Source organism: Daejeonella rubra (assembly GCF_900103545.1).
Taxonomy (GTDB): domain Bacteria; phylum Bacteroidota; class Bacteroidia; order Sphingobacteriales; family Sphingobacteriaceae; genus Daejeonella; species Daejeonella rubra.
Genome location: NZ_FNHH01000021.1, coordinates 1 through 20,715 on the forward strand (window position 1 = coordinate 1; position 20,715 = coordinate 20,715).

At 38.6% G+C, this 20,715-nt stretch carries 17 protein-coding genes; 2 read left to right on the forward strand and 15 right to left on the reverse strand.

Annotation, left to right across the window (positions count from 1 at the left end):
* Positions 1 to 119: 119 nt before the first annotated feature.
* Positions 120 to 1,133, forward strand: coding sequence for a PIG-L deacetylase family protein (locus BLR27_RS13320; RefSeq protein ID WP_090705654.1), 1,014 nt, complete (start codon positions 120 to 122; stop codon positions 1,131 to 1,133).
* 90 nt (positions 1,134 to 1,223) lie between these two features.
* On the opposite strand, the gene BLR27_RS13325 is transcribed toward BLR27_RS13320, so the two are convergent.
* The 6 genes from BLR27_RS13325 to BLR27_RS13350 form a co-directional block, all read right to left on the reverse strand.
* Positions 1,224 to 2,132, reverse strand: a complete 909-nt coding sequence (locus tag BLR27_RS13325; protein ID WP_090705727.1) for a DUF5777 family beta-barrel protein — start codon at positions 2,130 to 2,132, stop codon at positions 1,224 to 1,226.
* A 30-nt stretch (positions 2,133 to 2,162) separates the two neighbouring features.
* Entirely contained in the window at positions 2,163 to 2,723 is a 561-nt protein-coding gene (locus tag BLR27_RS13330) for a YceI family protein (RefSeq protein ID WP_090705656.1), read from the reverse strand.
* A 91-nt stretch (positions 2,724 to 2,814) separates the two neighbouring features.
* The gene (locus tag BLR27_RS13335; RefSeq protein WP_176767706.1) at positions 2,815 to 3,273 is read right to left on the reverse strand and encodes an OB-fold protein; all 459 of its coding nucleotides are present in this window, start codon (positions 3,271 to 3,273) and stop codon (positions 2,815 to 2,817) included.
* 10 nt (positions 3,274 to 3,283) lie between these two features.
* A complete protein-coding gene (locus BLR27_RS13340) occupies positions 3,284 to 3,661 on the reverse strand; it encodes a c-type cytochrome (protein WP_090705659.1) in 378 nt (125 codons plus the stop codon).
* Between the two features lie 3 nt (positions 3,662 to 3,664).
* Positions 3,665 to 4,354 carry a c-type cytochrome domain-containing protein gene (locus BLR27_RS13345; RefSeq protein WP_090705661.1) on the reverse strand — a complete coding sequence of 230 codons (690 nt, stop codon included), beginning with the start codon at positions 4,352 to 4,354 and terminating at the stop codon, positions 3,665 to 3,667.
* Positions 4,355 to 4,541: 187 nt separating this feature from the next.
* Positions 4,542 to 4,928 (reverse strand): hypothetical protein, encoded by a 387-nt coding sequence (locus tag BLR27_RS13350; RefSeq protein WP_090705663.1) that lies wholly within the window; start codon positions 4,926 to 4,928, stop codon positions 4,542 to 4,544.
* Positions 4,929 to 5,294: 366 nt separating this feature from the next.
* On the opposite strand from BLR27_RS13350, the gene BLR27_RS13360 reads away from it, so the two are divergent.
* Positions 5,295 to 7,586 carry a glycosyl hydrolase family 95 catalytic domain-containing protein gene (locus BLR27_RS13360; protein WP_090705666.1) on the forward strand — a complete coding sequence of 764 codons (2,292 nt, stop codon included), beginning with the start codon at positions 5,295 to 5,297 and terminating at the stop codon, positions 7,584 to 7,586.
* Between the two features lie 92 nt (positions 7,587 to 7,678).
* Here the strand turns inward: BLR27_RS13360 and BLR27_RS13365 are convergent, their stop codons facing one another.
* The 9 genes from BLR27_RS13365 to BLR27_RS13405 all read right to left on the reverse strand — a co-directional run bounded on the left by BLR27_RS13365 (position 7,679) and on the right by BLR27_RS13405 (position 20,714).
* On the reverse strand, positions 7,679 to 8,425 hold the full coding sequence (locus BLR27_RS13365; protein ID WP_090705728.1) for an NIPSNAP family protein: 747 nt from the start codon (positions 8,423 to 8,425) through the stop codon (positions 7,679 to 7,681).
* Between the two features lie 238 nt (positions 8,426 to 8,663).
* On the reverse strand, positions 8,664 to 9,881 hold the full coding sequence (uxuA, locus tag BLR27_RS13370) for a mannonate dehydratase (protein WP_245704516.1): 1,218 nt from the start codon (positions 9,879 to 9,881) through the stop codon (positions 8,664 to 8,666).
* Positions 9,882 to 9,893: 12 nt separating this feature from the next.
* Positions 9,894 to 10,721 (reverse strand): SDR family oxidoreductase, encoded by an 828-nt coding sequence (locus BLR27_RS13375; protein WP_090705668.1) that lies wholly within the window; start codon positions 10,719 to 10,721, stop codon positions 9,894 to 9,896.
* 31 nt (positions 10,722 to 10,752) lie between these two features.
* Complete coding sequence (locus tag BLR27_RS13380) at positions 10,753 to 12,192, reverse strand: PrnB family protein (protein WP_090705670.1); 1,440 nt, start codon at positions 12,190 to 12,192, stop codon at positions 10,753 to 10,755.
* A gap of 533 nt (positions 12,193 to 12,725) precedes the next feature.
* Complete coding sequence (bglX, locus tag BLR27_RS13385; protein ID WP_090705672.1) at positions 12,726 to 15,044, reverse strand: beta-glucosidase BglX; 2,319 nt, start codon at positions 15,042 to 15,044, stop codon at positions 12,726 to 12,728.
* 177 nt (positions 15,045 to 15,221) lie between these two features.
* On the reverse strand, positions 15,222 to 16,568 hold the full coding sequence (locus BLR27_RS13390) for a glucoamylase family protein (protein ID WP_090705673.1): 1,347 nt from the start codon (positions 16,566 to 16,568) through the stop codon (positions 15,222 to 15,224).
* A 2-nt stretch (positions 16,569 to 16,570) separates the two neighbouring features.
* Positions 16,571 to 18,229, reverse strand: coding sequence for a glucoamylase family protein (locus BLR27_RS13395; RefSeq protein WP_245704517.1), 1,659 nt, complete (start codon positions 18,227 to 18,229; stop codon positions 16,571 to 16,573).
* Positions 18,230 to 18,291: 62 nt separating this feature from the next.
* Positions 18,292 to 19,179 carry a LamG-like jellyroll fold domain-containing protein gene (locus BLR27_RS13400; RefSeq protein WP_090705677.1) on the reverse strand — a complete coding sequence of 296 codons (888 nt, stop codon included), beginning with the start codon at positions 19,177 to 19,179 and terminating at the stop codon, positions 18,292 to 18,294.
* A gap of 11 nt (positions 19,180 to 19,190) precedes the next feature.
* Positions 19,191 to 20,714 carry a RagB/SusD family nutrient uptake outer membrane protein gene (locus BLR27_RS13405; protein WP_090705678.1) on the reverse strand — a complete coding sequence of 508 codons (1,524 nt, stop codon included), beginning with the start codon at positions 20,712 to 20,714 and terminating at the stop codon, positions 19,191 to 19,193.
* Position 20,715 lies beyond the last annotated feature (1 nt).

Sequence of the window (20,715 nt, forward strand, 5' to 3'; positions counted from 1 at the left end):
ATCAATTCAAATCGTCACGCACTTAATCACTCCGTAACTAATAGACTATCAATGATTTCAAAGAACAATTTTTATTTTTTAATGGACACTAATGATTAGAATTAATAAATCAACCTGATATGGAAAGAAGAAAATTTATCACAAAGGGAATAGCTGCAGGAGCAATTATCCCCGCTGCCTATGCAACTCTATTAAGTAACGAAGCTCAGGCTTCAGAAAAAACAGAAAACATTAATAATGAAGCTGCAACAGCTGATGATATTTTTATTGAAAGAAGCGTAGAGGGTCGGCCGCATGAAGGAAAGGTATTGGCAGTTATTCAGCCGCATGTCGATGACGCAACCTTATTTGCAGGTGGAGCAATTGCAAAACTGATCAGTGAGGGTTATACAGGTTATCTTATCAGAGTTACAAATGACGATGCAGCGGGTGGGGGAACTGATGGCGACAGGGTTTCGAATAATGAGAAAGACAATGATAAAGTTGCCAAAGTATTGGGACTAAAAAAAGTATATAATTTGGGATACCGAAATCACCGGATGGATGAATACAATACCCAGGAAATAAAGGGACGATTGATATTCCTGTTCAGATTACTGAAAGTTGATACCATTTTCAGTTATGACCCATGGGGACACTATGAAGAAAATCCGGATCATTATGTAACCGCTCAGGCCGTTGAAGCTGCAAGATGGATGTCGGGCAGTGTCGATTATCCTGAACAACTGGATGTTGTAAAGCCTTATTCTGTTAAAGAACGTTATTATTTTGCCAGAGGACCGCAATTGGTGAACAGGATTGTAGATATAAGCAAACATATCGATACAAAAGTTCAGAGTAATGTGGTTATTACTACTCAAGGTCCTGGGGGAAATGCAGGCTCCAGAATTAAAAAGAGTCTGGCAGACAAGGGTAAAAAATTACCAATACTTGGAGATACAGATGAGTCGGCAGACTTCAATTATGTGAAGCACTTTGTTTTGGATAAAGATTCACAAGCGCAGAGGGGAACACCTTCAGACAAGGAAATTGGTAAAAAATATGGACTTGAATGGGCAGAAGCCTACCATTATATCGGGAACCCGGTTTCTACCTTAAGTGACTATATTGAGAAGAATGCCGTTAATAAATAAGTACTCTTGAGATATAATTAAGCCACAATTAATTATTTTAATTGTGGCTTAATTATTAAATACATTATTATTCTAATTAGAACAGGTATATTATTCTTTAGAAACTTCCTTTTGTTTTTTTATCTGGAACATCCTCGATAAGTTAAAGCCAAATCTGATCTCTGCCTTATCCCAGCTACCAGTAGTTTCGGTAATAAATGCTCTTTCATTCATACCGGTAGAGTTAGAAAAATGTAATTGAAAAACGTGGCCACCAGTTTCAATATCCAGACCAACGGATAATGGATCTTTATACATACTCTTATCAACCCCATGAATTATATAGGTGTAGTCAAAAGTTAACGCCATTCGTTTAGATACCTTAACTCTTCCACCCAAACTTGATGCAAAAACATCATTTGGCATAGTTTGCAGAGCCACAAGATTATTATGAACCATAGTCGGACTCAGTTGAAGGCTGAAATTTTCATTAAATTTCCTGCCAATGATAACCTGAGTATAATAAGCAAGTCTGGATGTAAAATAATTTTTTCTGGATGGATCTGACCATGGAAGAGTATTCAGGGTTGTACCTGCAGAAATAGCTATTGTTGCTGGAAAATTGTTTAACCCTGTTGATTGCCTGATCGGTGCATATTTAATAAAAGCATCAAGCTCTTTCTTATAGGTACTTCTCCCAACACCTACCATCAGGTTTTGCATTATTCCGAAATCGAGTGCCATTCTCATACTCGCCTGATCCAAGCCGAAAAAATTACCCATGCCTTCACTAATCTGACCAAAACGGTGGAGGATAATAAAGTCCATCGTGCCCGGTGAAAGAAATTCCATCGACTGGCTATTGATAACTCTGGTAGATTTAAATGCATTTTTTGTAATCTCTCTTTTAGGCTTTTCCTCGCCCAATAACTTCAAAAGGTCTTCATCCTGAGCACTGGCAGTATTCCAGGAGATCATAAACAAAATGAATACGTATATTATACTGCTGAATTTTTTCATAAAAAATTTAAGATTCATTTGAATAAACTATTAAATGCTTAGTATCTGCAACATGCAATCCACCTTAATATTTGCAGTTTTTGCGACTTTATCGCTAACCAATCGGGGCACAATCACTTTGTAATCAGTAAGAACAACAGAGAAATTAGCAGAAAGAGAAACCTTGCCATTGTTTACAATAAGTTTCCCCTTTGTTTCAAGCTCTTTAGCCTCACCATGCATAAGCATCTGACCTTTTACATTTACTTCATAAGTTCCATTTTTAGAATAATTTACCATAGATGGATTACTTATTTGCCCCTTGAATATGGCCTTTGGAAACTTTTCGCTCTCCAGATAATTTTCATGAAAATGTTCCCGCATTAGTGCCTGCTCAAATTCAAAACCTTTCATCAAAACAGAAAACTGAATATTTCCTGTCTTACTGTCCAGTACACAGGCTACAGACTTATTTACTGCGGTCACCTTTTCGGGAGAAGCAGAAGTTGTAGCGTCAAATGTTATTGTACCATTTTTTGTAAAATATTTATCCTGAGCAAAACCTGTTGCAACAAGAAATAGCGCTATCGTAGCTAGAATTAATTTTTTCATCTCTTTTTTTTTAATAGTGATAAACCTGACGGCAGGGTGATCATGATTTGATAATCATACCCTATCAGGTTATAGTAAAATCATGATGGTTTTATTTCCTTTTTGTTTTAATTAATACACCCCGGTTGAGGACTACATCAGCACCCAATCCCAGATCATCGGGATTAAACCCGGTACACTCACCCCTCAAAACAATGGCTGTCCCGATCGGGAGCACACCAACATCGAGGGCAATACTGTTATCCATACTGCATCTGACTGATGACATGGAAGAACTATCCCCCAGAACAATGGTGTGAAACCCTTTTTCGCTGGTTTCAAGAGATTTGATATTCCCGGAAAGCAAAATGATCTTTCCCAGATACTTTTTATCAGCCTCTGCCGGATTGGTTTGATATTCATCTAAAAGATCGGTGGTATTGCTCACAAAATCTTCGGGGCTATTTGCCATTGATGGACTTTTTCTGTTGATTTCGGATGTTACATAAAAGTACCCTGCGATAGCAACAGCTAGAACAAACACGATCAGTACTATTTTATTGATTTTCATAGTGTTATGATTAATTATTAAGGCTTCCGCCATCGATCCACTTTTTAACTTTGGAAATCTGGCAATCAGTCATTTTATTTAAACCTTTTGGCATCGGCGAATAGCCTGAAGCATGAGCAATGGACCCATACAATGATCCATTTAAGGCCATCGCCTTATCAGTGGCATAGGTCCCCATTAAAATTCCCCCGCCGGATGAGGCTGTTCCTCCATGACAACTATAGCAATACTGTTGAAAGAGCGGAACCATAGTAGAAGCATAGGTTGCTGGTGCCGTTGAATCACAAATTCCTGATGATGGATACAGTTGGTCCTCCTTATCATAATAGCAGGAGCTAAAGAAAAAGAGAATGATCGATATGCTGGTCAATATGTTCTTTGTCTTCATATATTAATTATTTAAGGAACCCGCATCGATCCATTTTTTTATTTGAGTGATTTCGCAATCCGGCAATTTTACTGTTTGGGGCATTTTTGAAAATCCGCTTGCCCATGAAACAGATCCATATAATTTTCCGCTTGCGGCAGAGGCCTTGATAGCCGTATAAGTTGAAAGATCAACGCCTCCACCTAAAGAAGCTGGATTATGACAGCCCTGGCACTTATTCTGGATAATAACTTTTACAGCTGTACTGAATTTAATATCAGTAGAGTCGCAACTACTGCAGCCATTGTTTTTTGCACCCTGATTGATCCATGTTCTGACTTTGGTTAACTGATCAGCAGTAAATGCTGCAGCAGGTGGAGGAGGCATTCGATCCTCGTCTGTTCGAATCATCGACTTATACAATTCGCTTTTTGTGGCATTGCCTGCAACAACCTCCCTCATTACACCACTGTATGTGGATAGGTTTATTCCTTCTTCATGGCTTATTGCATCGTGGCATCGGCTCATGGCGCAACCTGATATCAGAAGAGGTTGTATAGTATTGACAAAATATACGGAGTCAGTACTGCAATTAACCGTAATTGCGGGTGGAAGGGTATCAATCTCAGAAATCGTTGGAACCTCATGCTTACAGGACGTATAAGCAATTACGATCCCCACAAATAGCAATGAGAATATTTTAAATTTTTTCATCAGAATATAGTTTTTTTAAGGCTATGAAGCTTGCATGAGCTTGTATACTTTCATTATGTGAGCGGTAAGCCTGACTACCGCAGGCAGGCTCATGCAGGTTCATAAAAGTATAGTTGCAGCAAAAATAATTGCCGACAGACAGTTAAAAACCTCTAAGAGGTTAATTGTGATTTGATTTAAAAAGAGATCAGCTAATGCTTATCGGGGGTCTTAATAAGGATAGAGAATACACCTCTGGAGTATAAGACTGTGTATATTCAGCATATTTAGTGTTAATGGAATTCAAAACTGGTGGTACAAGAATTAGCTTTGTTAAACTTAAAGAAGCAATATTTGAAATATTATGGCTTATCTGCATAAATGGCATTTGATTTTCTTCTGTATTATCAGAATCGATACCGTCGCCTGCTGCATCATAGTGTGAAGTAATAAAATATACCAAATTCAGTTTGCCATTATCGTGAAGATGATTCTGGTAATGAACGAAAAGCATAGGCAATCTGATCAACTGGATAATGTCTGTATTTCCCAGTAGATAGACTGACATTAAGGTTATGAAAAAGACCTTTTTCATTCTGATATTTGAAATTTTTCAAAGATAACGTTTATATTGTAACAAATATTATACGCTAGATTATGAAATTTTACATTTTACTGATTTTAATGTTTCAGTTAAATTAGAAGGAGTTTACCGAAAATGAAACCAGGATCAATGAAAAAAATTTCACCTATGTTGATTGTTTTTATCCATTTGCTGAGTCAAAAAACACAATCCCGGGATCTGAATTATATGTATAAAAGCATGGTGAACGGATATAAATCCTTTCGTATCCCGGCAATTGTAAGCACCAATAAGGGAACTTTAAAAAATCATTGTTCTCTTATCAACTATTAGCTAAACCTATTCCGATCGTATTTCCTCAATCAGAGTTAAATTCACATGAATCCAAAAATCAATCCGACAAGAATTTTAATACTGGTTCTTTGTTTATATCATTTTGGAAGTTTATCAGCACAACCCAGACTCCACCAATTTAATCCATTACCTAAGCAATGGGATGAAGCTATGCCACTGGGAAATGGAATGATAGGTTCTTTGGTTTGGGAAAAGAACAAAATTGTTCGTTTTGCCTTAGACCGCGCGGACCTCTGGGATAGCCGACCAATGAAAGGCCTTCATCGAAAGGAATTTAGCTACCAATGGATCGTAGAACAAAGATTGAACAATAACTATAAACCGGTTCAGGAATATTTTGATCATCCCTATGACAGGGAGCCGGCACCGACCAAAATTCCGGGAGCAGCACTGGAATTTAAATTCACCAAAGACCTTATCCTTGCAGATGCTAAATTAAATCTAGATGAAGCTACCTCAGAGATCCGCTGGAAAAATGGCACCCGTTTAACTTCCTTTGTGCATGCTGTAAAGCCTGTTGGATGGTTTAAGTTTGAAAATCTGCCGGATAATTTCGATATCGAATTAATTCCGCCTTCCTATCAGGCTGCTGTAAAGATAAGTGGCGATCCTGTTGGTGGAGATGATCTTGGCCGTCTGGGATATGAGCAAGGTAGCGTAAGCAAGAAAAATAACAGCATCACTTATCATCAAAAAGGCTGGGGAGATTTTTCATATGAGGTAATCGTTACCTGGAAAAAGGTGAATGCCAACACGGTGGAAGGTATCTGGACCATACGAAGTAATCCGGATGTTTTCAAAAGTAATCTTGACTTAAAAGCCCTGCAGCTAATGCTAAATACAGGTTTTGACCAGAACAGGAAAAGTCATCTGGAATGGTGGTCACAATTCTGGGCTAAATCTGACTTAAAAGTTCCTGACCCTACTCTTCAGCATCAATGGGAAATGGAGCAATATAAATTTGGATCTACAGCCAGGCAAAATGCACCCCCAATCTCATTACAAGCTATCTGGTCGGCTGATAATGGAAGGATACCGCCGTGGAAAGGAGATTTTCATCATGACCTGAACACCCAGCTGAGTTACTGGCCATCCTATAGCGGAAACCACCTGGATGAGGCTATGGCTTATCTGGATCATTTTGAAACCAACAAAGAGAACTACAAACGCTATACAAAACAATTTTTCAGGAAAGAAGGAATTGCGGTGCCTGGAGTAACCACTCTGGATGGAACTGAAATGGGAGGCTGGATCCAGTATTCACTTTCTCCAACTGTTTCTGCCTGGATATCGCAACATTATTATCTGCAATGGCGCTACAGCATGGACAGAGCTTTTTTAAAAAACAAAGCCTATCCCTGGATAAAATCAACAGCCCAGTTTTTAGAGCAAATTTCAGTATTGGATAGTGAGACTGGAAAAAGGAAACTCGTGATCAGCTCAAGTCCTGAGATCAATGATAATGATATCAGCGCCTGGTTCACAAAAACCACTAATTACGACCTATCGCTGATGCAGTTTAATTTCAAGACAGCCGCAGAGCTGGCTCAGGAATTAAACCTGACGGAGGAAGCCAGTCATTGGAAAAAAATTTATGAGCAACTGCCCGATCTCGCCATCTCAAAAAATAAGGAGTTGATGGTCGCTCCCGACTATCCCTATGCCGAATCTCACCGTCATTTTTCCAATACGATGGCTATCCATCCCCTGGGACTGATCAAGTGGGAAGACTCTGATGAATCAAAAAATATTATCCGTTCCAGTATTAAACTATTGGATTCCGTAGGACCAAAAATGTGGTGCGGATACTCCTATGCATGGCTTGGAAATTTGAAAGCAAGAGCAAAAGACGGAGAAGGCGCTGCAAAGGCACTAAGCATTTTCTCAACAGCATTTTGCTCTACGAATAGCTTTCATTTAAATGGAGATCAAACCAAATCCGGTTACTCCGACTTTGTTTACAGACCATTCACTCTGGAAGGAAATTTTGCATTCGCAGCAGGATTACAGGAAATGCTGATCCAGTCTCATGCTGGTTTTCTTGAGATATTCCCTGCAATCCCCGCTGATTGGAGTACAGTTTCATTCAATACCATGAGAGCTGAAGGCGCATTCCTTGTAAGTGCTAAAAAAGAAAATGGGAAAGTTGAATCCTTAAATATCCATTCAGAGAAAGGCGGAAGCCTGAAAGTAAAATCTCCCTTCGGTAAATTTGATCAAAAGATCAGCGGAAAAGTAAAGATCATTCAATCCGGAAATGGTTTTATCCTATTAGATTTTGAACCAAAAAGCAGCATTGCATTAACAGCGATTTAATCGGGAAAGCAGAAAAGCCTTAACAGGAAAAAAGAAGGGCCCTAAAAATTTAGAGCCCTTGTTTTATATGAATTTTGAAATTCAGCGAAGCATTACTTTAACTTAGAAAAGGCTGTTGGTTGCATGTATACAGATTCCACTTTTTCTACAAGTTTACCATTCACTTCAGATGCAGTGCTTGCCTTTATCCAATCCGGATCTTTACGAAAATTCTCCCATGACAATCGTCCAGCAGCCTCATTCTTGTAGGCCAGGAAATAAAGTAGTTTTGGTTGTACCGAAGCATCCTTTTCAAGGGTTGTAAAATATGCGATGTTCTGCATTCCATTATTCTTGAAGATCTTCATGGTATGATCTCTGAAACGGGTTTCAAGATCTTGAAGTTTTCCAGGCATTGCAGTATAGATGCGCATTTCAAAAGTGCGCATTTCGCCTCCCTTTGATGCTTTAATTTTAGGTGTGAAATCAGTTGCTTTCAGGAAATAGATGTTAGATTTTGCAATAAGCTTTCCGTTTGCTTCCGATTTTTTTGCAGCTTCCTGCCATTGCGGATCATTCCCAAATTCCTTCCATGATGCATCTCTGGCTTCTTTACTTGGATAAGCCATTAAATAATAAAATGCGTTATCCGGATTTTTGGTCGGAATCCAATATCCAAGTCCGTCAATTCCATGTTTTTTAAACAATGGCACTGCATGATCTCTAAACCGGTCAACTAATGCATCCAGTTTACCGGGATTACAATAGTAAACTCTTAATTCAAAATATCGGTCGTCTTTAGGCTTTGCAAAGCTGAGTTGGCTGACAAGAAGCATCAAAATCAGTAATGTTTTTTTCATCGGTTTATTTTTTGTTTTTTTAAGGGTAATGAACCTGCCGGTAGGCAGGGCGATCATGATTTGATAATCATACCCCTGCGGGTTTGAGCAAAATCATGACGATTTCATTTTAGGTGTCTATTAAATAATCATTGAAAAATAGCCAAAAAACTGAATTAATTTCCGGCATTTGAATTTTTATTGAATTTTTATGTAAAAAAAGCTTTGCAAACAGCAATTTCCATTAAAAAGACCATATTTATAGTTTCTCTTCCTGTAAACTTCTCAATATCCCCAGTTCAAGACCGCGTATCTCTGCAAGTCCGCGAAGCCTTCCTATAGCAGGATAACCTGGGTAAGTGACCTTTTTCAGATCATCTAAAATTTGGTGACCATGATCTGGCCTGACCGGAATGGAACATTTTCTCCCCTGCATTACAATTACCAGTTCTCTGATCACTGCGTACATATCTACATTCCCTTGAAGGTGATTATCTTCAAAAAAATCACCCTTTTCGTTTCTTCGTGTGCTTCTTAAATGAATAAAATGAATTCTTTCGGCAAAATCCCGGACCATTGCCGGCAGATCATTACCGGCAAGTACACCAAATGAACCGGTACAAAAACAAAGTCCATTGTGGAGGGAGGGCACTGCTGCAATTAAATCCTCTATATCTTTTGCGCAGGTCACCACTCTGGGCAAACCTAAAACTGCAAACGGAGGATCATCGGGGTGAATTGACATGACTACACCCGAATCTTCTGCCACAGGAACAATATTCTTTAAGAAATAAATGAGATTTTTCTGTAATTGATCTCTGTCGATGGTATCATAGGTGGCTAATGCTTTTTTAAATTGTTCCATCGTAAAACCCTCATCACTACCAGGTAAACCTTTGAGCATATTTTGAACCAAAAGGTTGACTTCAGACTCATTCATGGAAGACATTAATTTCTCAGCCCTTTTATTTGTAACGCTATCATAGTCATTTCTTGCATTTTTTCTTTTTAAAAGAAAAATATCAAAGGCAGTCAGGGCAGCCATTTCAAAGCGAATGGTTTTAGAACCATCAGCGAGCTGAAAGTTCAAATCAGTTCTGGTCCAATCCAGAACAGGCATAAAATTGTAGGTAACATTTTTGATTCCGCATTCAGAAAGATTACGAATAGTCTGCTGATAATTTAAAATATACTGCTCAAATCCTTCAGTCCGGGTTTTTATTGCCTCATGAACCGGAACGCTTTCCACCACCGTCCATACCATACCTGCAGCCTCAATTAATTCCTTTCTGATATTAATTTCCTCCACAGTCCACACCTCCCCAACAAGCACATGATGCAATGCAGATACTACTCCCGTACAGCCGGCTTGTTTAATATCAGCCAGAGAAACTGAATCATTTGGTCCGAACCAGCGCATAGTTTGTTCCATGCGATAGCGTACATTAGAATAAGATGGGTATAAAATTTGTTCCATTGACCTTGAAAATTAAACCCCGCCATTGATGGTAAAACCGCCATCTACCCCGACAGTTGTTCCGGTTACAAATTTTGAGTCATCACTCAACAGCCAAATCAGGGCACCGCATAATTCTTCAGGATCTCCAAATCTTTTAAAAGGAGTATGACTGATGATGGAGTGCCCGCGACTTGTTAATGTTCCATCAGGCTGAGTTAATAATGTGCGGTTTTGTTCCGTTAAAAAGAAACCAGGCATGATGGAGTTCATTCGGATCTTATCGCCGTAACGGTTCGCCATTTCAACAGCAAACCACTTGGTATAACAATCAATAGCTGCCTTTCCCATACTATAGCCTAAAACCCTGGTGATAGCCCTCACCGAACTTACTGAAGAGATATTAACGATACTTCCACTACCTGATTTAACTAGCTCAGGTCCGAATACCTGAACAGGAAGTACCGTTCCCCAAAGATTCAGGTTCATTGCTGTTTTAACACCTTCAATATTAAGATCAAATACATCTTTATCAGGAGCTAAAACAGCTTCAGGGATATTGCCCCCCGCACCATTCACCAAGCCATCGATCCGGCCAAAGGTGCTTAAAACTTTATCTCTTGCCATTTCAAGCTGATCCTTTTCAAGAACATCAGCAGCTATAAATATGGCTTCAGCACCTTCCTTATTTATCTCCGCCGCTCTCCGGTTTCCGGTTAGCTCATTTCGGCCCAGAATAACCACTTTGCCGCCCTGACTGGCAATGGCTTTTATAAACGCTCCACCCAAAATACCGGTGCCGCCACTTACTATAATTACTTTTTTACTTAATGAAAACATGTTGTTTAATTTATTTTTCATACGACAAACCCCTGATGAAAAACCAAACCGCTTAAATCTTTTTATCGGTGTCCTTCAAGCCAAATTTCTCATTAAGGTCAAACACCTTATCTGCTGAAAATTGATTCCCTGAAACCAGTTCTAATTGTTCATCCAAAAGTTTATGCATTTGAGGAAGTTTTTCACGAATGTCATGTACAATATTTGCTGTATCGGATAAGGTTTGGATGCCAATGGTATCAATCATTGAAATAACATCTTCCATTTGCCGCATAACAGATTTTAATTGGTTGGGAAGCCAACTGGTAATAGGAGTACCGCCGGTAGCTTTTGCATAGGGAGTATTAGCCATAATATACTTTTGAACAAATTGCCAATGACCATTTCTGAAATGATAAATTTCTTCCAGGATCCCTAAGAGGTAGACCAGCCCGTCCCCATTTAATTTCTCCAGCAGATAACCTGCAATACCCCGATCACCGATCTGGTTAACCGCCTCTTCCAGATCTATAAAAAACTCCTGAATACACTTTGGTCTATAGGTTCTTAGATCTAACAAATATTTTGTTAACTCATTTTTAGGGTAATACCGGATAACTCCTGCAAAAATATCCTCCATAGGAATAATGTCATCCTGTGCCCCGGTCTGTCCTCTGAACTGCTTAGGTTCGTCCCATACCCCCTGATAGATTACCCCATCACCAAAGAGCTCTTCATTGCCTTTTACACCCATGATAAACACTCTGAAATCATTATAATGCTGCCATCTGGATGCTTTCCACATTTCCCTTCTCCGCTCATTCATCTCTACCATTGTCATATGGTTTTGTTTCAGCCATTTGACTGTCAGCTCCCGATCATTATTCTCAATAGCTTCAAGGGTATTCATGACGGAGCTTACCAAATCCGGAGAATGCTGATTGATATCGACATGCAGCATAATGAACCCCGCTTCATCAGGCTGCCCTGAGAATCGCACACACATTTCCAGATTAGTCCATTCCAAACCTAAACTACTATCCTTTTTCTTGAAATTTCCCAGAGAATAGGCATAGTGATAATCCAGCCAGGGATATACATCCAGTTTTTCCGAAATTGCTACAAAGGGCTGAGCAATCTGCGCAGGCAATATATTTCTTGCCTTACCATAATGTCCTGTTTCAAGGAAATGATGAAATGACGGCTCCAGAGTGTATGCTGAAGCAAGAAAGGAATATCCTCTAAAGAGTGCCTGGATTACAGATATATCCGTTTCATTTTTAACGCTATCCAGAAAATTAGGCAGCTTATCTACAGCCTGTACAATTGCACCCGAATTATGAAGGTATCCATGTTCTCCTTCTCCTAACTGAACAGGCATCTGATCCAACAAATATTGCAGTGCCGCGTAATGATCAGGTAACTTGGCTAAAGGCATCCTTGAAGGAAGAAAACCATGTGCGGGGCTCACATTAAAGAACCCATCTGTGTAAGACTTTTTCAATATTCCCATCTTATTGATTTTAATTTATAATATAATAAAGGTTTAGTTTATTGATTATCAATTGGCTAATCATTAGGCAAAGTAATATTTTATTGGCATATCGGATCCTTTTTTAAGTGTTATTACTTATCTCTTTTCATAAATGCGTTCAATAATCTTATGTACCTGAAAGGGCATTTTAATTTCGACATTCTGTTTTTTTGGCCATATCGAAAATAACAAAAGCTGATTATTCTCTTATTACAACCGTATTTTTTGCAGGGCATCCTGAAAAGGCAACCAGTCGTAATTAGGCCCCTAATATGCGTTCCCCCACTTAATTAATTATTGGAGTTTGTAATTAAAAAAAGCCTTTGAGAAATTGTAAAACCAGCTGAATAAGCATAAAAGTAGGCGTACGTCTTAAATAAAAGAGCAGCACTGATCTTATCTGCGCGATAGGTGGGAAAATCACATACAGGACAGGGATCGGATCTCAGGTTAATTAAAAAACGATGAATTACTGTTTGAAAATAGTTTGAGTCATCAGATTCTGAAGAATATTAAAGTAGTTTGAAGTCTGCTTCTTTAACATGTGCTGAACTATTTCCTACGAAAATTTTAAAGTCGCCGGGCTCGGCAACAAAATCCAGATTGGAATTATAAAATTTAAGATCGTTTTCAGTTAAATTAAAGATCACCTGTTTAGATTCACCAGCCTTTAAACTGATCTTTTGAAAGGCCTTCAATTCCCTAACCGGACGGGTAATAGAACCAACCATATCACGGATATAAAGCTGAACCACCTCTTCACCATTCATTGATCCTGTATTTTTTACAGATACCGAAATTTGAATATTACCAGAAGTTTTCATGATTTTAGAACTCAAAACCGGAGCAGAAATATCAAAACTTGTATAACTTAATCCATATCCAAAGGGATATAATGGTTCATTGCTTACATCCAGGTAATTTGAGCGAAACTTTTTAAACCATTCTCCATCAGCAAGCGGTCTGCCGGTATTTTTATGATTATAGAAAATCGGGATCTGGCCTATGTTTTGAGGAAATGTTGCTGATAATTTCCCGGAAGGATTTACATCTCCAAATAATACATCTGCAATGGCATGTCCGGTTTCTGATCCACCAAACCATACATTCAAAATAGAAGGAACATTCTTACTTTCCCAGGTAAGGTCAAGCGGACGACCGTTAAAAACAAGTAAAACAACAGGCTTACCTGTGGCAAGCAATGCTTCTAAAAGCCTGCGCTGAATTTCCGGGATCTTTATATCTGTACGACTTGAGCTCTCGCCACTCATTTCAGAGCTCTCGCCTAAGGCTGCAACAACAACATCTGCCTTCATGGCCGCATCAACTGCTTCTTTAATAATTATAGCTTCCGGCCGATTATCTCTTGGGATCACCCTTCCAAACATGGTAGCACGGTCCTGATATTCAGGGTCTTCTAACAAATTCGAACCCAGGGCGTAAATCAGTTTAGATTTATCAACCAAAGCATCTTCTAAGCCTTTTCTGATAGAAATTGCCTGGCTCAGATCTGTAGAAACAGACCAGGTGCCCGGCATATTGACTTTAGAATCGGCAAGGGGACCAATTAAAGCTATTTTATCAGACTTTTTCAATGGCAGGAGATTGTTCGAGTTCTTTAAAAGCACAAAACTTTTTGTTGCAGCTTCACGTGCAACCTTTCTGTTTTCTGCAGTGAAGATTTTAGTTTTAGAGCGCTCTTCATTACAATATTTGAATGGGTCTTCAAATAAACCAAGTTTGTACTTAGCTTCTAAAATGAAGCGGCAGGCACGATTAATATCCTCAATCGAAACAAGACCTTTATTCAATGAATTCTTAAGGGTCATTAAAAATCCTTCGCCAACCATATCCATATCTACACCCGCTTTTAAGGATAAGGCCGAAACCTGGTTAAGATCCCCAAAACCATGATCCACCATTTCATTGATCCCGGTATAATCTGTAACAACCAAACCCTTAAAATTCCAGTCATTTCTTAAAAGATCGGTTACAAGCCATTTATTTGCCGTTGCAGGAATGCCATCAATTTCATTAAAAGAAGTCATAACACTACCTGCCCCCGCATCAATAGCTGCCTTATAAGGAGGCAAATATTCATTATACATCCGTACTTTACTCATGTCTACGGTATTGTAATCCCGGCCGGCTTCTCCGGCACCATAAAGTGCAAAATGTTTCACACAGGCCATGAGGGTGTTTATTTTTGCCAGATCATCACCCTGATATCCAATAACCATTGCTTTAGCTATTTCTGAACCTAAAAATGGATCTTCTCCGCTTCCTTCAGAAAAACGACCCCATCTGGGATCTCTGGAAATATCTACCATAGGTGAGAATGTCCAGTTAATTCCATCAGCCGAGGCTTCTTCTGCGGCGATCCGGGCTGTTTTTTGAATTAAGGGCATGTCCCATGTTGCCGACATACCCAATGGTATAGGGAATGTGGTTTTATAACCATGAATAACATCTAAACCGAAAATTAATGGAATCTTTAAACGGGTATGATTAACAGCCATTTCCTGAGCTTTTCTTACCCTTGCCGGGGAAGTTAAGCTAAAAAAGCCTCCAACATCACCCCGTTTAACTTTGTTCTCTAAATCAGAATTGCCTGCAGTACCTGTAATGATCTCACCACCTGTCAATAAATTTAACTGTCCGATCTTTTCATCAACTGTCATTTTAGACATTAGGTTAGAAATGAACTGATTCATTTTTGGATCTGCACTACTAACAGCAGGATGAAGCTTTTTTAGTGGAGCCTTTTGTTGTGCTATAGCTATAGCTGAAGAAAATGTACTGAAAACAATAAGATATATAAGTATTCGCATGGGCTAAAAAAAATTACTCAAATTTTGAAAATGCAGATTTTGAAATTCAGTGCTAATTAATTGATCTAACACTGAACTAAAAGATTTATGTGCTATTTAAGCTCTAAAAATCTTCACCACGGATTGATGAAGACCTCATATGAAGAAACTGATCCGGATAATAAAATTTCTGCTTCATCACTTTTTCAGATAAGGACTTTGGAAGCCTAATTTCTTTAGGCCTGCCTGCACATCTTCATCCTGCATAAATAATTTCCATAATAAACCGGATCTGTAATTTTCTATCATCACTACCTCCGGACCTTTGTCAATACCCAAATATCTGGGAACATACCAGTTTGCCGTTTCACTAAAGGCATCATAAAAGCCGTATTTACCCCAAACTTTATCTTTCTTTTTTTCATACCAATGGCGCATAGCTGCCAAAGACTGTTCCGGGGTATAAACAATGGACGAAATAGCAGCGGTTGGCGCAATAACACCAAGATCTTTTCCTTTCTGCGGAGCATGACCTGCATATCCAAGAATGGAATAACTGGATGTTAATCCCCAGCTATTTGCACCGTATCCCTTATGATTTAAGGGATTATCTACACACCATTGATAATTGATCAGGGCTTGATTTTTAGCTTCAAGTCCGTAATCCCCATAGGCATCCTTTAAGCCATTTGGATTCAAACCCAGGAAGGAATAATGTGACCAAAATAAAGGACCTCCATTTGGCGCATTTCCCTGATGAAAAAATTGAAGGGTAATATCTTTATAGGAACGGGGAGATTTAATTTCACCACTCATTGCCCATCCTTCATCATAAACGATCTTGTCGATACCATGTGTCGGAGAAGCAGCGCCCATCACGTACATGATCAGACATTCGTTAAATCCTTTGACAGGGAAATTCATTTTCCATTGGTTTTGAGGACTCCAATGCCAGTAAAGGACATTCTTTCCGTTTCTATACCAATCAAAATCAATTCCTTTCCATAATTCATCGGCTAATGCCGAAAGCTCTCTTTCCTCAGGGTTTCCATTCTTGAAATATTGTTTAACACAGATTAGTCCCTGAGCAACAAAAGAAGTTTCCACCAAATCACCACCGTCGTCAAACTTAGAAAATGGTTTCACTTTACCTGTTTCACCTACCATCCAATGGGGCCAGGCACCATGAAAGCGCTCTGCATTTTTCAAATAAACCAGGATCTTTGTTAACCTTTCTACACCTTTCTTTCTGCTTACAAACTTTCTATCAATGCCACTTATAATACCCATTAAACCAAAACCTGCAGCTCCGGTAGCTACAATATTGCTGTCACTGGAAGGGTAAATATTATCTTCATGGAAACGTTCTCTGGCGGCACCTGAAACTGGCTCGGCACCATCCCAGAAATATTGAAAACTATGGTATTGAACTGTGTCTAAAAGTTGATCATCAGTTAAGGTTCCGGTAACTTCTAAATTATTTTTAACCCCACAGGATAAAAGGAAAAAAGAAAGAAGAATATATAGTTTATAATTATTTTTCATGTTTAAATTTTAGGACTTTGAAAGCCCAGTTTTACTAATCCGGATTTTATTTCAGGGCAGGACATAAATAAGTTCCAGATTAAACCGGTTCGATAGTTTTCTATCATGACAACTTGGGGGCCCTGGTCAATCGCTAAATAAGATTGAGCGAACCAAGGATCATGAAGTGAAAAAGCGTCTTTAAAACCATATTCACCCCATATTTTATCGCCTAATTTATAGTAGAAGAAACGAATGGCCTGCATAGATTCTTCAGGTGCATAAGGCAAAGAAGCAACAGCGGCTGTAGGTGCAATATAGCCTTTATCGTTATTGGGAGAACTAGCCCCATAGCCTCCATTACTATCGCTTGCTGTTAAACCCCAGCAATCTTTAGAGTACCCAAACTTCAAAGGATCAGCAACACAGTAATTATAATTGATCTTTGTGTGCGCTTTAACCTGGGTTTCATAATTTGCATAAGAGTCGCTTAAGAAAGTCGGGTTTAATGCCATAAAGCTGTAATGCTCGAAGAACAAAGGCCCGCCATTGGCAGATCCTAAAGGTAATTGAACACCATAATAGCTATTGCCATTTTTTATACTTCCGTTTCCTGCCCAACCGGTATCATAAACAGATTTAGGTATAGTGTGGGTAGTAGAAGATGCTGCTAAAACATATACCATTAAGGCTTCATTCCAACCTTTGACTGGCAAATTAATATCCCAGGTGTAATTTGAACTCCAATGCCAGTATAATTTTTCCTCGCCATTTTTTCTAAACCAATCCCATTCTACAGCATTAAATAAAGTGTTGATGTCTGACCGAAGGTTTATTTCAGCCGGATCATTTGCATTAAAATATTGTCTTGCAACAAGTAAGCCCTCCATCAGGAAAGCAGTTTCAACAAGATCTCCACCATTATCTTTCGTACTAAATGGTTGAACCTTTCCGGTATTTCCATTGATCCAGTGTGGAAAAATACCATGGAACTTATCTGCAGTTTTTAAAAACGTAAGGATCTTTTGAATCCGGGCTAAGCCTTCTTCCTTTGTTATGAAATTCCTGCTTACCGCAGTTACAATGCTCATAACCCCAAACCCGGTACCACCTGTAGTGACAATATCTCCTGAAGTATTTCTTTCCCTCGCCATTCCACTATTTGGGTGGCCGAAATCCCAAAAATATTTAAACGTTTGCTTTTGGATAAGAGTCAGAAGGTCATTATCAGAAATAACAGGAAACTTATCTTTTCCATCCAAACCTGTTTGCAAATTGATCGTTAATGGATTAATTATTCTACCTCCGGATTCTGTTTTAATGTTCTCGGGAATAGTGATCTTAAAGTTTGAAAAAGATGAAAGATCATTTACCGGAACTATTTCAACAGACTTATTTTGATCCGAAACAGAATAAGTGACATTCACCAGATTTCCGTCATCAGTTTTCCAGGTAATTTTATTTGCCTCTCCACCTGCAATTGCTTCAGAAAACATGATCTTAACTTTAGGAGTTGGATTCAATGCCTTATAGCTCAGGGACCCATTATAACTACCGTTTACACTGAAAGAAATTCCGGCGTCTTTAGGAGAAATAATAGTTGTATTATCTTTATTGCAACTTATTAAGCAAGGCAAAAGTAGTACTAGAATAAATAAATAGCTTTTTTTAAGATAATCCAAATACATCAGAAATTTAATGAAAAAGAAGTGCTGGCTAATAAATATGCCAGCACTTCCTAAATTTATTTACCTGCTTTGCCCAGATTATTTAAAGCTTTAATATGTGCATCAGGAAGCACAGTATTGTAAACTCTGATCTCGTCAATTGAGCCTGTCATATTTGCAAATGAAACATCTGTACTCACAGTTTTACCTGGAATGGTATTATAACAGCCACCAATAATAATTTCACCGGGTTCATAAGATTTAAACAGGTTATTACCAGTACCACGATTGTTATATGATCCAATATTTACACCATCTGCCCACATTTTAAACACACCGGTAGTTCCGTCATAGGTTAAAACCAAATGAGTCCATACCGCAGCACCAATTTTGGGTGAAAGCGTAGCATTCAGGTTATCCTGACTACCCCCGCCAATTGTGGTGAATCTTGGATTTACTTTTAAAATGTCTGTTGTAGTGGATGGATAAGACTGTGTATTTAATCTAAGATCAAAGCTGCCGTTAAATAAACCCGGACGGGCAATTTGAAAGGTCATTGTTTTCTTGGATCCATTATTGGTGATCTGAATCCATTGACTGATTGTAAAACTCTTTAATGCTTCAGATTTGAACGCATCCATTTGTGTTGCATAATAAACAAATCCTGCAGTTAATTTCAGAGCCTTGCCTTTTACACCACCAGTTATATATGAATCGTTTAAAGAAGAAGTTGGTGCAGTTTTACTGATAGTTTCATTTTTGCTATCCTCAAATGACCAGTAGGCTACCAAATTTTTAGGGTATACATCATCTGTACTGGAATATCCATCAATTTTGCCCTCATATTGTGCTGTAGAAACTTCCGGTAAATTATTTGGATTACCGTCTTTTTCGCAGGATGATAAAACTGAAACAGTCAATAGACAAACGATCAGACTGGGAATATTAAATAAATTCTTTTTCATGTGTTTAAGGATTAATAATAATTATTTTGTTTTAATACACCCTTACTTAAATCGATTTGAATTTGTGGGATAGGCAATAATTCATGTTTACCCTTTACGAAATTCTTTCCCTGAGCCTGTAAAACATCAGCTGCAATACCCCATCTTACAATATCAAAGAACCGCTCATGTTCCATAGCTAATTCTACTCTTCTTTCACGACGGATCGCTTCTTTTAAATCTGCCTGAACTGTAGTGGTAATTGCAGGAAGAATGGTGTTATTGCCTTCTCTTGCTCTTACTCTTACACTGTTTAAGGCTGCTAAGGCTTTTGTTGTGTTATCTGCTCCACCCAATTCGTTAGCAGCTTCAGCATACATTAAAACAACGTCTGCATATCTCAATAAACGAACATTGTTCCACCATCCAAATCGGTTTCCGATCTGTGATCTTCTGGCCGGATTGGTATACACTTTATTATTATAACGAGGATTTGGTAAACCGGCAGGAATTGCTTCGCCATACAAAGATGTACCACCCGCATATAAAATAGAACGGGCTTTTCTTGGGTCATTAGCTTCAAAAGCCGATTCTAAACTGGTGCTTGGAACATTAAAGCCCCAGCCTAAATCCCATTGACCAGTTCCTCTAATACCCTGAACACTAGTATATTGTGATCCATAAATGGTAGGATTGGATGCTGTTGCAGTTGCCTGAACTTCAAAGATAGACTCCTTTGAGTTTTCACCTTCTTCGTTAAATATTTTAGAATAGGCGGTTGAAAGGTCATATTGACCGGATGTCATAACCAAATTTGCAGCACTCATTGCACTGGCCCATTTACTTTGATATAAATATACTTTTGCTAACAGACCAAGTGCAGCACCTCTGGTTGCTCTACCCACAAATTTTGAATCGTAAGTTGCTGGTAAATTTGCTGCGGCAAAAATCAGATCACTTTCAATAAACTGATAAACAAGTGGTGCGGCACTTTGAGGGATATTTGCTTCTGCAGCTGTTTTAGTGATAACAGTATCTACTAATGGCACAGCGCCATAACTTCTAACCAACATAAAATAGGCATAGGCTCTTAAGAACCTGGCCTCTGCTCTTGCACCAAGTTTTAATCCTTCAGGTGTGTTAAGATTAGGATCTTTTGCTACTCTTTCAAGTACAAAATTACATTTGTTGATCATATCATAATGACCTATCCAAAATGCATTGGCTACACCATTACTGGCTGTAATACTAAAGTTGTCCATTTGAATTTGATCACCACCATCTGCAGGCGTACTTCCCTTATCTGCATCATCACTTCTGATACTTGCAACCGTAACAAATGGCATAACCGTCACATTATAACTCCTTAAAACTGCATAGGCACCATTAATGAACTGATCATAAGGGCCTGAACCTTCAGGATAAGGGTAATTATCCTGATCATACTCGCCTTGTGATTGTCTATCCAGGAAATCTTTTTTACATCCGGCAAATACCGTTATCAATGCAAACAAAAAGACTATTGCATAGCTTGTTTTGTATTTTAATATTTTCATT